The organism is Streptomyces sp. NPDC005820 (assembly GCF_040630255.1).
Lineage (GTDB): Bacteria > Actinomycetota > Actinomycetes > Streptomycetales > Streptomycetaceae > Streptomyces.
In genome coordinates this window covers 88,453-101,420 of the sequence record NZ_JBEXXE010000033.1, presented here as the reverse complement: position 1 = coordinate 101,420, position 12,968 = coordinate 88,453, and the positions used below count along the sequence as shown (strand labels likewise).

9 protein-coding genes are annotated in these 12,968 nt (G+C 74.0%); 2 read left to right on the top strand and 7 right to left on the bottom strand.

The annotated features are described in order from the left end of the window. Positions 1-122: 122 nt before the first annotated feature. On the bottom strand, positions 123-1,103 hold the full coding sequence (galE, locus tag ABZ464_RS34410) for a UDP-glucose 4-epimerase GalE (protein WP_359283655.1): 981 nt from the start codon (positions 1,101-1,103) through the stop codon (positions 123-125). 66 nt (positions 1,104-1,169) lie between these two features. Next, complete coding sequence (locus ABZ464_RS34405) at positions 1,170-2,414, bottom strand: glycosyltransferase family 87 protein (RefSeq protein WP_359283653.1); 1,245 nt, start codon at positions 2,412-2,414, stop codon at positions 1,170-1,172. 182 nt (positions 2,415-2,596) lie between these two features. Here ABZ464_RS34405 and ABZ464_RS34400 point away from each other — a divergent pair, with 182 nt between their 5' ends. Beyond that, complete coding sequence (locus ABZ464_RS34400; RefSeq protein ID WP_359283725.1) at positions 2,597-4,243, top strand: glycosyltransferase family 39 protein; 1,647 nt, start codon at positions 2,597-2,599, stop codon at positions 4,241-4,243. Here ABZ464_RS34400 and ABZ464_RS34395 read toward each other — a convergent pair. After that, entirely contained in the window at positions 4,137-4,694 is a 558-nt protein-coding gene (locus ABZ464_RS34395) for a MarR family transcriptional regulator (protein WP_359283650.1), read from the bottom strand. The genes ABZ464_RS34400 and ABZ464_RS34395 overlap by 107 nt on opposite strands. Before the next feature lie 146 nt (positions 4,695-4,840). Between ABZ464_RS34395 and ABZ464_RS34390 the strand changes: the two genes are divergently transcribed. Then, the gene (locus tag ABZ464_RS34390; RefSeq protein WP_359283648.1) at positions 4,841-5,254 is read left to right on the top strand and encodes an organic hydroperoxide resistance protein; all 414 of its coding nucleotides are present in this window, start codon (positions 4,841-4,843) and stop codon (positions 5,252-5,254) included. A 160-nt stretch (positions 5,255-5,414) separates the two neighbouring features. Here ABZ464_RS34390 and ABZ464_RS34385 read toward each other — a convergent pair whose 3' ends face one another. From ABZ464_RS34385 to ABZ464_RS34370, 4 genes are all read right to left on the bottom strand, one after another. Continuing rightward, positions 5,415-6,968, bottom strand: coding sequence for a hypothetical protein (locus ABZ464_RS34385; RefSeq protein ID WP_359283645.1), 1,554 nt, complete (start codon positions 6,966-6,968; stop codon positions 5,415-5,417). A gap of 94 nt (positions 6,969-7,062) precedes the next feature. Then, positions 7,063-8,346, bottom strand: coding sequence for a hypothetical protein (locus ABZ464_RS34380; protein ID WP_359283723.1), 1,284 nt, complete (start codon positions 8,344-8,346; stop codon positions 7,063-7,065). Between the two features lie 99 nt (positions 8,347-8,445). Next, positions 8,446-10,662 (bottom strand): CDP-glycerol glycerophosphotransferase family protein, encoded by a 2,217-nt coding sequence (locus tag ABZ464_RS34375; protein WP_359283642.1) that lies wholly within the window; start codon positions 10,660-10,662, stop codon positions 8,446-8,448. Between the two features lie 8 nt (positions 10,663-10,670). Then, positions 10,671-12,872, bottom strand: a complete 2,202-nt coding sequence (locus ABZ464_RS34370) for a CDP-glycerol glycerophosphotransferase family protein (protein WP_359283639.1) — start codon at positions 12,870-12,872, stop codon at positions 10,671-10,673. Positions 12,873-12,968: the final 96 nt, after the last annotated feature.

Genomic DNA, 12,968 nt, shown 5'->3' with positions numbered 1-12,968 from the left:
GCCGACCGCTCAACCGGCCAGCCGGCGTGCCAGTTCGATGAGTTCCGGCAGGCGCAGCACCCGCTCGCCCCACCCCGGCAGCGGTACGTGCACGGCGCCCGTCCAGCGTTCCGGAACGCCGTCTAGCCCCGTCCCGCCTCCGGATGCAGCCGCAGCCACCCCGCCCAGGCCGAGGTGATCATGTCCTGGACGTCGTGCACGGCCTTCCAGCCCAGTTCGATGGCGATGCGGTCGGCCGAGGCGACCACCCGGGCCGGGTCGCCGGGGCGGCGGGGGGTGACCGTGGGGGGCCGGTGGTGGCCGGTGGCGGCGTTGACCCGGTCGATCATCTCCCGGACCGAGACGCCCTCGCCGCGGCCGATGTTGAGGGTGAGGGCGCGGCCGGGGGAGGTCCGCAGGGCGTGCGCGGCGGCCACATGGGCCTCGGCGAGGTCGACCACGTGGATGTAGTCGCGGACGCAGGTCCCGTCGGGGGTGGGGTAGTCGTCGCCGAAGACGCGGGGTGGGGCGTCCTCGGTGAGTCTTTCGAAGATCATCGGGATGAGGTTGAAGATCCCGGTGTCCGCGAGGTCGGGGGAGGCCGCGCCCGCCACGTTGAAGTAGCGCAGTGAGGCCGTGGCCAGGCCGGTGGCGCGGCCGGTCGCCCGGACCAGCCATTCACCGGCAAGCTTCGTCTCGCCGTACGGCGACATCGGCACGCACGGGGTGTCCTCGGTGACGAGATCGACGTCCGGCATGCCGTACACGGCGGCCGAGGAGGAGAACACGAAGGACCCGACGCCGGCCTCGGTGACCGCCTCCAGAAGGACCCTGAGGCCCTCCACGTTCTCCCGGTAGTAGTGCAGGGGCCGCTCCACCGACTCGCCGACCTGCTTCTTCGCCGCGAGATGGACGACTCCGGTGACCGCGTGCTCGGCGAGGGCACGGGCGACCCGCTCCCCGTCCAGCGTCGAGCCCGTCACCAGCGGCACCCCCGCCGGCACACGCGCGGCGACACCGGTCGACAGGTCGTCGTACACCACCGCCCGCTCGCCCGCCGCGGTCATCGCCCGGACGACGTGCGCCCCGATGTAGCCGGCGCCGCCGGTGATCAGCCAGGTCATGTCGGAGAGTCCCCCAAGTCGGATGGCCTGTCGTGGTGTGATTCGTCCGCGATCGGCCCGTTCGTCTCACAGTGAAGCAGGCGTGCGGCTCTCCCGCAGGGCCTGTGGACAACTCCCGGCGCGCTCGGGGGCGCGCGCCGTCGTCGCGCGCCACAGGCGGACGTAGGACAGCACGGCCGCCGCGAGCAGCATGCCGTTGCGCAGGACCATCAGCCCGGTTCCGGTCCAGGTGCACTCGATGACCCTGCCGTACTCGACCGGGAAGATCACGGCGCTGAGCGCGGTCGACGCGAGGATCAGCGCCGTCACCGGGCGCTGGGTGGTGTGCCGGGAGGTGAGGCAGACGGCGGCCAGGCCCACCAGCCAGATCATGTACTGAGGGCTGATCACCCTGCTGGTCACGGTGAACAGCAGGACGGCGCTCAGGGCGGCGTCGAAGGGGACGGCCTCGGTCCAGTGCCGGGCGCGGACCCGCCACAGCAGGAGCAGGCCGAAGGCGAGGGCGGTCAGGGCGAGCGAGGCGTGCGCCACGCTGGAGACGTAGGGCCCCGTGAACTCCATCGCGCCGTACCGGTAGTGGACCTTGCCCGGCCAGCCGGCGTGGGTCGCGAGCGAGAGCAGGGTGCCGCCCAGGGACTCGATCTGCACGCCCCGGCCGCCCTGCTGGCGCACGAAGGCGAGCGGATTGCGGAACGCGAACACCAGGAGCAGGAACAGCGAGGCCCCGGTCAGCGCCACCGACGACCACACCGACCGGGAGTCGCGGCCCCGTCGTACGCCGATCAGCACCAGCGCAGGCCACACCTTCACCAGGGCGCCCACGGCCGCGAACGCCCCGCACGCGCGCGTGGAGCGGGCGAGCGCCAGCAGGGAGAGCACGGCGAGCGCCGTGACCTGCACGTCGTAGCGGGCGAACGGGACACGGACCAGGAGGGGCAGCCCGCCCACCCAGACGGCCGCCCCGGCCAGGGTGCGGCCGGGGCGGGTGCCCGCGCGGGCGAGCGCGCACGCGACCGCCGCGTCCGAGAGGACGGTGAGCACGACGAACGCCTGGAAATACGTCCACCACGGCAGCACGCCCGGTGACAGCAGCACGAGGCCGGCGCCCGGCGGGTACTGCCAGAGGGTGTCGTGCGCGGGGAAGGCGCCGTGCGCGAGGACGCCGTACCAGTGGTGGTACAGGTGCCACACCTCCCGGCCCACCCGGCCGCCCAGGATTCCGAGGGAGTCGTGGGCCAGCAGCCACAGCATCAGGGCGCGGGAGGCCAGCCAGGCGGCGGCGAGGGCGACGAGAAGGTGACGACGTCTCATGACGGCGGATCGTAAGGTGCCCGAATGCCTCTTTAGTTCAGATACTCCGTCAATAGCCAAGAAGCGGTACTAAATCCAACAAAATGGGGCCCGTGGACATCAGGAACAGGGCCGGTGCGGCGGTGCTCCCGCCCGTCGGTGCCGGGTTCGCGCTCGGCCTGTGGGGGCTCGGCCGTGGGGGCATGTGGCGCGACGAGGCCGTCAGCTTCCAGGTGGCGCGGCGCTCGGTGCCGCAGATCTGGCGGCTGCTGCACGGGGTGGACGCCGTGCACGGCCTGTACTACCTCCTCCTGCACGCCGTCCTCGCCGTCCGCCCCGGCGAGGTCCTCCTGCGCCTGCCGTCCGTCTGCGGGGCGGCCCTCGCGGCGGGCCTGGTCGCGGCCCTCGGCGCCCGGCTGGCCCGGCCGCGCGTCGGCCTGTGGGCGGGCCTGCTGTACGCCGTCACCCCGCTCGTGGGCCACTACGCGCAGGAGGGCCGCTCCTACGCCGTCGTCTGCGCGGGCGCGGCCGGAGCGACCCTGCTGCTCGTCCGGGCGCTCCAGGGGCGCCCCTGGTGGCCGTACGGCGTCGTCCTCGCCCTGACCTGTCTGCTGCACGAGCTGGCGGTGCTGCTGGTGCTCGCCCACGGGGTGACGCTCCTGCACGCGCGCGTGGGGAAACGGGCCTGGTCGCGCTGGGCCGCGGCGGCCGGCGCCGCGGTGCTCGTCCTGATCCCGCTCGCCGTCGTGTCGCGGGCCCAGGCCGCCCAGGTGGCGTGGCTGCCCCGGCCGGGCACGGACAACGCGCTGCGGCTGCTGCACGCGTTCCTCGGGACGGACGGGCCGGTCTTCTGGACCTGCCTCGTCCTCGCGCTCGCCGCCCTGCCGGGCCCCCGCCGGCTCACCGTCACCTCGGTGGCCCTGCCCTGGACGGTCGTCCCGCCACTGACCTTGCTGGCCGCCTCCCAGCTCCGCCCGATGTACGACGACCGCTATGTCCTGTACGCCCTCGCGGGGGCGCCGTTGCTGGTGGCAGCTGGCGCGGACAGGGTGCTCGGGGCGAGATGGGCGAAGGGGGGCGAGGGGGGCAAGGCGGCGAAGGGCGCGGAGGGCGTGATGGGCGCGGAGGGCGTGATGGGCGCGGAGGGCGCGGAGGGCGCGGAGGGCGTGAAGGGTGCGAGGGGCGTGAAGGGCGCGAGGGGCGTGAAGGGCGCGAGGGGCGTGAAGGGCGCGAGGGGCGTGAAGGGCGCGCGCTCGCCCCTGGGTGGGCTTGCGGGAACCCTCGCCGTCGTTCTCGCGTTCACCCAGCACCTGCCCCTGTACCGCCAGGACCGCACCCTTCGCGGTCGCCCCGACACTCTCGCCGCGGTCTCGGCGCTGGCCGCGCGCGAGGTGCGGCCGGGTGATTCCGTGGTGTTCCTGCCGACCATCGGGCGGCGGGCGAAGGTGACGTACCCCGAGGGCTTCCGGGGGGTGCGGGACGTGGCGCTCGAGGCGTCCGGCCCCGCCTCCGGCACGCTCTACGGCCGTGAGCGGGGCGCCGCCGAGCTGCGCCGCGAGCTGCTCGCGCTGGACCGGCTGTGGGTGCTGGCCGAGCCGTACGCCCTGCGCTCCCCGTGGTACCCGCGCAACCCGACCGAGCGGGTCAAGCTGACCGTGGTGACGGAGGAGTTCGTGCCGAGCGAACCGAGGCGGGAGTTCGTCCGGGACGGGGTCACCCTGAGCCTCTACACCCGCCGCCCACCTACCCCTGCCGGGCTTCCGCCTGCCGGGCTTCCGCCTGTCGGTCCTGCCGGTCCTCCCAATCCGCCCGGTCCTCCTCCAGCGCCGCCGCGTCCAGTGCGCCGGTGAGCCGGTCGAGCTGCTCCCTCAGCTCGCTGATCTCCTCCAGTCCGAGCCCGGTCGCCGAAGCGATCCGCCGGGGCACCTGCAACGCCCGCTCCCGCAGCGCGGAACCCTCCTCGGTGAGCCGGATCTCCACCGAGCGCTCGTCGCGCGCGCTGCGCTCCCGGATCACCAGGCCCGCCGTCTCCAGGCGTTTGAGCAGCGGGGACAGCGTGCCGGAGTCCAGGCGCAGATGTTCGCCGAGCGTCTTCACGGGCAGCTCGCCCTGCTCCCACAGCACCAGCATCACCAGGTACTGGGGGTAGGTCAGCCCGAGCTCTTTGAGGATCACGCGGTAGACGCCGTTGAAGGCACGCGAGGCGGCGTGCAGGGAGAAGCAGATCTGGAGGTCCAGGCGCAGCCAGTTCTCCGAGGGGGCGGGGGCGGGGGCGGGGAGAGGGGTCGACGTCGGGGTCATGTCTCCAGGGTAGCGCCAGCGCGCCATTTAGTTGTGCACAACTGAATTGTGTGCTCTACTTATCCCCGTGAGCGGCCCGGACGAGAGAAGCGACCGGACCGGCCACCCCCCCCGACACTGACTCATCCGACAGGGACGGTTCATCCATGGACGCGCTCTACACCGCAGTCGCCACCGCCACCCACGGCCGCGAGGGCCGCGCCGTCAGCAACGACGGGAAGATCGACCTCGCGCTCGCCATGCCGGTGGAGCTGGGCGGCAACGGTCAGGGCACCAACCCGGAGCAGCTGTTCGCCGCCGGGTACGCGGCCTGCTTCGGCAGCGCTCTCGGCCTCGTCGGCCGCCAGGCGAAGGTCGACGTCTCCGACGCCGCCGTGACCGCCGAGGTCGGCATAGGCAAGCAGGGCGAGGGCTTCGGCCTGAAGGTGACGCTGCGCGTCGAGCTCCCGGACACCCTGGACGAGGCGACCGGCCGCAAGCTGGTCGAGACCGCCCACCAGGTCTGCCCCTACTCCAACGCCACCCGCGGCAACATCGAGGTCGACCTCGTCGTCGAGTAACCCCCGGACAGGGGCCTCCCGGGGGATCCGAACATCGGGCGCCCCCCTCGGGAGGCCTCGTTCCGGGTTCGCCCGACGCCACCCGCGCCCGACGCCACCCGCGCCGACCCACCCCGCCCGCGCCGACCCACCGGCGCCCCACCCCGCCCGCGCCCCCGGCTCACCCCACCCGCGCCAGCACCTCCCCGGTTCGCCGGCTCCACGCCACCACCACGGCCTCCTCGGGCACCGGGTGCCAGCGTGTCAGCAGCAGCCAGCGGACGCGGTAGCGGCGGACGATCGCCGCCCGCCCGGCCCGCGTCGAGCCGGGGGCGAGATACGCCCGTACGTCCGCCACCCGGCGCAGCCTCGCCCGCTCGTCCAGCGCCGCGTCCGGCCAGGCGGGCGCGGCGAGGTTCGGCCCGTACCCGGCGATCGCGTGGACCGCGAAGTACCCGTCGGTGATCACCACCTCCCCGGGCCCGATGTGCCGCGCCGCCCAGTCGTACGCCGGCCAGCGCGGCGGCTGGTCGAAGCCCACCGGATCCAGCGAACGCGGCACGACCGCCCCCGCCTGCACGGTCAGCAGCCCCAGACAGGCCCCGGCGGCCGCCACCGCGCCCAGCGCCCGCCGCCACACCCCCCATGGCCGGGGCGCCGCCAGCTCCGCCGCCAGCGCGAACTGCGGCGGCACCAGCGTCAGGCCGAGGATCCGCCCGTAGGTGTAGTGGCCGGAGACGAACCCGTACACCACCACCAGACAGTCCAGGGCGAACATCAGCACCAGCGGATCGCGCGCCGAACGCCGCGCCCGCGCCCCCAGCGCCGGCAGCCCCAGCAGCGCCAGCCAGAAGTGGCCCGCCGGATCGTCGTACAGCCGCCGGTGCATCCCGTCGACACTGCCGTCCCCGGCCAGCGCGAACACGTCGAAGTACGGCCAGGCGGCGGCGACCAGCAGCGCCGTCGTGGCCGTGACCGCCCACCGGGCCGCCACCGCCGACCGCCACTCCCGCTGCAGGCCCAGGACCACCGCGACCCCGCCCGTCACGGCCGCCACCGCCGTGATCGGATGCACCAGCAGGATCACCCCGTACAGCGCGCCGACCCCCGCGTACCCGGTGAAGCCGCGCAGCCCGTCCGGGCCGACGTACCGGACCAGGCGGGCGTCACACGCGCGCGCCGCCGTCAGCGCCCACGCCCAGAAGGCCAGGCCGATCGCGAAGGTGGACGGATAACCGAGGTTGCCGGTCATCGACATCAGCCCCAGATAGCCGCTCCACCAGGCGCGTTCCGTGCCCCACAGCAGCGTCATCGCCGCGAGCGCCAGGACCGGCGCCCACGGTCTCGGCGTCAGCGCCCGCACGAACCGGCCGACCCCGGTCAGCAGCACGACCAGGTTCAGCGGCCCCGCGACCCGCAGCACCTCCCACCCCGTCAGCCCGGTCAGCCGGGCGAACACGCCCTCGGCCACCGCGTACGGCGAGTAGTAGGGGCTGCCCGCGCCCGGCAGATCGGCCATCGGATGCCGCGGGTGCAGCAGATCGGCCTTCAGCCGCTCGACGACCGCCGCGTGCACCCCCGCGTCGCAGCACAGCGGCACCCGCCAGAACGCCAGCGTCGTCACCAGCCAGAACAGAAAACCGAAGACCTGGTACGGGCTCGGACGCCACACCCGCCGACGGCGCAGCGCCCCGGCGCCGCGCGCCGGACGCCGGGTCAGGACACCGGCGCTCACCGGGTGCGGGCCAAAAGGCGGCAGACAGGGGCAAAGGTGCGCATGAGGGGCATTGGCCGTACCTTCCCGCCCGCATCAACGGCCTTGCCCCCTGTCACCCCGGCGAGTGAGCCCGAACGGAGTCATGTCCCCCGCCGGAGTCCTGCGCCGGCAGCGCGATCCGCTCCCGCAGCAGGGCCGACTCCAGCAGCAGCGGCAGCCCCAGCACCGGCAGCAGCCACGCCAGCACGATCAGCCGGTCGCCCCAGATGGCGATGTCCGGATGCCCGGCCTGGTTGAGGGCCCCGGTGAACGCGGCGGCCACCACGAACACCCCGGCCGGCCGCCGCCCCCGCAGCACCCCCCACGCCCCCGCCGCCAGCGCCACGGCGAACAGCGGCTCCCACAGCTGACGGCGCGTCCACTCCACCCAGAAATTGAGCTGGAGGTGCAGGAACTCCGGCCACACGCGCGTGCGGTCCGGCCGGGCGAAGTGATCGGTCAGCAGATCCTGCAGGCTCTCCGCCTCCGACGGATAGTGCAGCAGCCGGGCCAGCAGCACCGTCCCGAGCGCCCCGCAGCAGCCCGCCGCCGTCACCGCGAGCACCCCCCGCCCCGGCTCCCGCCCGGCCCGCCGACGCCGTACGGCGACCAGCACGCCCGCACCCGCCAGACACAGCCCGAGGAACAGCGCCTGTGAGTGCTTGACCGTGAACAGCGCGGCCAGCGCGCCCCCGACCAGCCACCGTCCCGCCCGCACCCGCCGCGCGTCCCCGTCCAGGGCCAGCGCGCACCCCCACACCGCGGCCAGCGTCAGCGCCAGCATCAGGCCCTCGGTCATCGGGCGCATCGCGGTCGTGCCGCACGGCAGGACGTAGAACAGGGCCTGCCCCGTCAGGCACACGGGGGCCGCCGCGCGCAGGGTGCGCAGGATCAGGAAGACCAGCACCCCGCCCGCCACCGTCACCGCGACCCCCGCCAGCCACAGCCCCCACGTCACCCCGAACAGCGTCAGGAACGGCACCAGGAACACCGGATAGCCGGGCCGCGCCTCGAAGATCCGCATGAAACGCTCCGGCATGAACGGCACGGTGCGCCCGCCCGCGTGACCCGCCCTCAGCCGCGTCTCGACGGCCCGCCACTCGCGCTCCCGGCATGCGGCCAGCACCCGCCCCGCCGGGTCCGGCCGGTGGAAACGGACCACGTCCACCCGCTGCCGCCGCGCCGCGACCGAGGCGCCGCTGCGGCAGGCGTAGTCGATGGTCGCGGCCGCCGCCTCCCGCTTGCCCTCCCCGCGCAGACTCAGCGCGTACGACAGGTAGTTCTTGGTGTCCGGGGTGTCCCGCCCGGTGACGTTCCCGAGCTGGAGCACCGCGAACACACCTGCCAGGACCAGCACCCAGCCGCGCGGCCGACCGGGACGGACTTTCAAGACGTGAGGGACTTTCAAGGCATGAGGGATTTTCACGGCATCCGGCCTATCATGCGGGCCCGCCGCTCAGGTCGACGCGAGCTCCTCGTGCGCCGCGCTCGGCCCGGGCACCCGCGCCACCCCGGCGTCCGGGAACTCCTCGCCCAGCAGCAGCCGCCGTACGACCCGTTCGGCGGCGCGTCCGTCGTCGTACGCGCAGAAACGCGCCCGGAACGCGGCCCGCAGCCGGGCGGAGTCCTCGTCCCGCCAGCTGCCGGAGGCCAGCAGCCGGGCCAGTTCGCGGGAGGAGCGCGAGACATGGCCGGGGGCCTCGGCGGTGATGTCGAAGTAGGTGCCCCGGCTCGCCGTGTACGCGTCCCAGTCGTCGGCGTGCACCACGATCGGCCGGTCCAGGTTGGCGTAGTCGAACATCAGGGCCGAGTAGTCGGTGACCAGCACGTCCGAGGCGAGCATCACCTCCTCCACGTGCGGCTCGTCCGTCGCGTCGACGAGCACTCCGCGCCGGTGCAGGTCCGTAAGGCCCGTCCCGCGCGCGGGCCCGGTCGCCAGCGACGGGTGGAGCCGTACGACGAGGGTGTGGCCCTCGCCCAGGTCGGCGGCGAACCGGGCCAGGTCGATCCGGTCGACGTGCCCGCCCCGGACGTACTCCCGCCGGGTCGGCGCGTACAGCACCACCGTGTGCCCGGCCGGGATGCCCAGCCGGGCCCGGACCGCCGCGCCCGCCCCGGCGTCCGCGCCGACCAGCACGTCGTTGCGCGGGCTGCCGGTGCGCGCGGAGGCGAAGTGGCACGGGTACGCCCGCTCCCACACCAGCTCCGAGTGCCGGTTGGCGACCAGGCTGTGGTCCCAGCGGTCGGCCCGGCGCAGCATCTGCGGCACGTCCACCCCGTACCGGGCGCCGGGCCGGTCCAGCAGATCGGCGGCCATGTACTTCAGCGGGGTGCCCTGGTGGGTGTGGACATGGACGCTGCCGGGGCGTTTGGCCAGCGCGCCCGGCCAGTTGACGTTGTTGACGAGGAAACCCGCCCGCGCGGTCACCCTCCGGTACGCGGGCGAGTCCAGCAGGACGTGCTCGACGCCCTCCGGGAGCCCGGCCGCCGTCTCCTCGTCGCGCACCACCCACACCCCGCGCAACTGCGGCGCGATCTCGAGCGCCTTGCGGTAGACCGCCCCCGGATCGCCCAGCACGCCCCGGTGCGAGAACGCCGAGTAGACGACCAGCTCCGGGTCGATCGGCCGACGGGAGCGCACCCCGTCCACCGCGCGCCCGGCACGCGCTCCGGCCGCCCGGCGTACGAGGGCTCCGCGCCGCGCCAGCTCCCGCCCCACGCGCCCGGCCTGCCGCCGCGCCCGGTAGGCCGCGTACCCGTGCTCCAGCACGCGCAGTTCCCTCGGCACCGGCGCGCCGTCCGGCCGGTGGGCGCGGAACATCTCGGCCGTACGGCGGAAGAACTCGCCCTTGTCCGACGGCGGCAGCCGGTCCGGCTTGGCCAGGATGTCCAGGCAGTGCTCGCCCATCTTGCGGTGCAGATACGGCCGCCAGTCCGCGAGCGCCGGGCGGGAGTCGACGAAGGCGAAGACCCGCTCGTACTGGTCGTGGATGTCGAAGTGCTTGCGGCTGGTGGTGGACAGGATGTTGCCCTGGCGGCGCTGGCGGTAGTTCAGGCAGATCCGGTCCAGCGTGGCGATCCGCTCCGCGCTGAGCATGACCGGGAACGTCCAGGGCGTGTCCTCGTAGTAGCCGGGCGGGAAGGCGAAGCCGTTCTCCTCGACGAAGTCGCGCCGGTAGACCTTGTTCCAGACCACCATCAGCAGGTCGAGGATCTCGGGGCGCTCGGCGGCCGTGAAGGTGCCGTCGCCGACCTCCGTCAGGACGTGCGCGAGGGCGTTGCGGCGCGTGCCGCCCCACCAGTAGGTGCGGGCGTAGTCGAACACCAGGACGTCCGGGTCCGCGGACTCGGCGAGCCGGTCGGCCATCGCGTGCAGGGCGCCCGGGGTGAGGGTGTCGTCGCTGTCGAGGAAGAACAGGTAGTCCCCGCCGGCCTCCGGCATCCCCGCGTTGCGGGCGCGGCCGAGGCCCACGTTCTCCGGCAGGTGCAGCACCCGGACCCGCTCGTCGCGGGCCGCGTACTCGTCGAGGATCGCGCCGCAGCCGTCGGGTGAGCGGTCGTCGACGGCGATCACCTCGAAGTCCGCGTACGACTGCGAAAGGAGCGAGTCGAGACACTCGCGCAGGAAGCCCTGCACCTTGAAACAGGGGACGATGACGCTGAAGCGGGGCACTGCGGGGGTCAGCTCCTTACGAGGGTGGCGGCGGGGGCCGGGACGCGGTCGGCGAGCGGCAGCACGGGCGGGATCTCCTCCGGGGGCTCGCCGAGCAGCACCCTGCGCACCACGCGCTCGGCGGCCCGGCCGTCGTCGAACTGGCAGAAACGGGCCCGGAACGCGGCCCTGAGCGCATGGGACTCCGGCGAGGCGTACGAGCCGTCGCGGAACACCCGCGCCAGCTCCTGCGGGGTACGGGCCACCGGTCCCGGCGGGGCCGCCATCAGGTCGAAGTACACGCCCCGGGTCTCGCGGTAGACCTCCCAGTCGTCGGCGTACACGACGATCGGCCGGTCCAGGTTGGCGTAGTCGAACATGATCGACGAGTAGTCCGTGACCAGCGCGTCGGCGGCCAGGCACACGTCCTCGGAGGAGCGGTGGCCGGTGACGTCGAGGATCCGGCCCGTCCCCCGGGCGAGGCCCGCGTCGTAGAAGTAGTGGGCGCGCAGCAGGACGACGACGTCCTCGCCGGCCGCCTCGCAGAAGGCGTCCAGGTCCAGGCCGCCGTCGAAGCCGGTCCGCCAGTCGCGGTGGGTCGGCGCGTACAGCACGGCCGTCTTCCCCTCGGGCACCCCGAGCTCCCGCCGGATCCGGGCCACGTCCTCGGCGGTCGCCGTGTAGTAGACGTCGTTGCGCGGATAGCCGTACTCCAGGTGCTCGTAGCGGCCGGGGAAGGCGCGCTCCCACATCTGCGTGGAGTGGGTGTTGGAGGAGAGGTTGAAGTCCCAGCGGTCCACCCGCCCGAGCAGCTTGGTGAACGAGCCGCTCGCGGCCGCCACCACCGGGTACGTCGACTGGTCGACGCCCATCTTCTTCAGCGGGGTGCCGTGCTGTGTCTGCACATGCACACTGCCCTCCCGCTTGACCACGCCCTCCGCGAAGTTGGCGTTGTTGACGAGGTATTTGGCGCGGGCCAGGACCTCCCAGTAGCGGCGGCTGCCGATCACGGCGTGGTCGACGTCCTGCGGCATTGTGTGCGCCTGGTCGGGCTCGACGAGGAACACCGACCGGATGTGCGGGGCGAGTTCGGCGGCCTTCGCGTGGATCGCGGCCGGGCTGCACGCGTAACCGCGCCCCCAGTAGGCGCAGTACACCGCCAGGTTCGGGTCGAGCGGGCGGCGCAGCCGGCGCCGGTAGAACAGGCGCGTGCGCAGTCCCCGGGAGCGCGGGAGGCGCCGGGCGGCGGCCGACAGCCGCTGGTTGGCGCCGCGCAGCGCCCGGAACGCGGTGTACGCCCCCGCCGCGAGCAGCCGGTGCTGCACCCCGACGCTCCCGCCCGGCCTGCGGAAACCGGCCGGACGGTGGCGGCGGTACAGCCGGCCCGCGCGGCGGAAGAAGGCCCGGCGACGGCGGCCCGGCAGCCGTCGCGGGTGCGCGGCCGTCTTGAGGACGAGTGCGAAGAGCTGTTCGAACAGCGGCCCCGACCGGTCGGCGGGCAGACCGAGCCGGGTGGCCGCCGCCAGCACCGGCTCGATCCGGTCCAGCAGTTCGGCGTGGTGCTCGCCCGGCAGGTTGAGCCGGCTGCCCTGGCGGCGCAGCAGATGCCGTACGACGACCGAGCGCAGCACCGCGATCCGCTCGGCCCGCAGGCTGACCAGACCGCCGAAGCCGACGTCGGTGAAGTGCCCCTCGGGGAAGGCGAGCCGCTGCTCGGTGAGGAAGGCGCGGCGGTAGGCGGCGCTCCAGGCGGGCAGCTGCACCCCGGTGATCCGGGGCGCCTCGGCCGGGGTGAAGGCGCCCTTCGGCGCCTTCGCCAGCAGCGGGGCCGCCGGGTTGGCCGGCTCGCCCTCCCACCACGGGACGCGCTCGTGCTCGATGTACAGGACGTCCACGTCACCGGTGGCGGCGAGGCGGGCGTCCAGCGCGGCCAGCGCGCCCGGGGCGAGGGTGTCGTCGCCGTCGAGGAACAGCAGATACGCCCCGTGCGCCGCCCGCATCCCGGTGTTGCGCGCCCCGGCCAGGCCCGCCGACGGCGGCGAGACGGCCGGCGTCACCCGTGCGTCCCGCTCGGCGTACCCGGCGGCGAGGACGGCGGCCGGGGCGTCCGGCGCGTCGCAGACCGGGATCAGCTCGAGATCGCCGAAGGACTGGGCGAGGACGGAGTCCAGCGCCAGGGACAGCCGGCCCGCGACCCCATGGGACGGGACGATGATGCTGAAGCGGGGCATACTGCTCTTTCTCTGTCGGGTCTTTCTCTGTCGGGCCTCGACGCGCGCGTTCTGCGCCGGTGTGATCTGCGCCGGTGTGTTCGGTGCCGGTGTGTT

Excerpts from the sequence above, each read along its gene's own strand:
- galE (WP_359283655.1), bottom strand. The coding sequence starts at position 1,103 with ATGACCTGGCTGATCACCGGCGGCGCCGGCTACATCGGGGCGCACGTC.
- ABZ464_RS34405 (WP_359283653.1), bottom strand. The coding sequence starts at position 2,414 with ATGAGACGTCGTCACCTTCTCGTCGCCCTCGCCGCCGCCTGGCTGGCC.
- ABZ464_RS34400 (WP_359283725.1), top strand. The coding sequence starts at position 2,597 with ATGTGGCGCGACGAGGCCGTCAGCTTCCAGGTGGCGCGGCGCTCGGTG.
- ABZ464_RS34395 (WP_359283650.1), bottom strand. The coding sequence starts at position 4,694 with ATGACCCCGACGTCGACCCCTCTCCCCGCCCCCGCCCCCGCCCCCTCG.
- ABZ464_RS34390 (WP_359283648.1), top strand. The coding sequence starts at position 4,841 with ATGGACGCGCTCTACACCGCAGTCGCCACCGCCACCCACGGCCGCGAG.
- ABZ464_RS34370 (WP_359283639.1), bottom strand. The coding sequence starts at position 12,872 with ATGCCCCGCTTCAGCATCATCGTCCCGTCCCATGGGGTCGCGGGCCGG.